The sequence below is a fragment of the Terasakiella brassicae genome, from assembly GCF_014641495.1.
GTDB lineage: Bacteria > Pseudomonadota > Alphaproteobacteria > Rhodospirillales > Terasakiellaceae > Terasakiella > Terasakiella brassicae.
The window spans coordinates 1-739 of the sequence record NZ_BMHV01000076.1; the positions used below are offsets into that span (position 1 = coordinate 1).

At 55.6% G+C, this 739-nt stretch carries 1 protein-coding gene; it reads right to left on the reverse strand.

Going from position 1 to position 739, the window contains the following annotated elements; translation table 11 throughout:
- Positions 1-739, reverse strand: a 739-nt coding sequence (locus tag IEW74_RS17240; RefSeq protein WP_188667428.1) for a tandem-95 repeat protein, incomplete at both ends; no start/stop codon positions are given.

The window sequence follows — 739 nt, forward strand, 5'->3', positions numbered from 1 at the left end:
CACCGTCATGGTCACGGTGGCGGTGACAGTTTCACCGTCTTCATCCGTCACCGTATAGGTAAAGCTATCGCTGCCGTTGAAATCATCATGGGGTTGATAGGTCACCGTGCCATCGGCATTAAAGGTCACTTCGCCGTTTTCCGGCTGGGTGACAGCGCTCAGCTCCCCACCATCGATGATCTGATCATTGGACAGAACATTGATGGTTTTGGAGCCGTCTTCGCCCACCGTGGCCGCATCATCATTGGCCGTGTTGTCCACATCGGCAAAGTTGATGGTCGCGCTTTGGGTGACCTCGGCCGTGCCATCGGACACGGTGAAGCTGATGTCTTGCGCCCCTTCTTCATCAGAAATAATCGTCCAGGTGCCATCGCCGTTATCGGTGATCGCCAGGTTCGATCCACCGGACACAGCGGTGATGTTCAACGCATCGCCATCCACATCGGACGCATTGCCCAGCAGTTGTTCTTTCGTCACCGTGTAGGACTGATATTCGGTGCCGTCCGGCAAGCTGATCGCGCCGACCACCGGGGCATCATTTTCAGGGCTCACCGTCATGGTCACGGTCGCAGTGACCGTCTCACCGTCTTCATCGGTGATGGTATAGGTGAAGGTATCGGTCCCGTTGAAATCATCATTGGGCTCATAGGTCACGGTGCCATCGGCATTAAACGCCACCACACCATTGGTCGGTTGCGTGACAGATGTCAGCTCGCCACCATCGATGATCTGATCATTG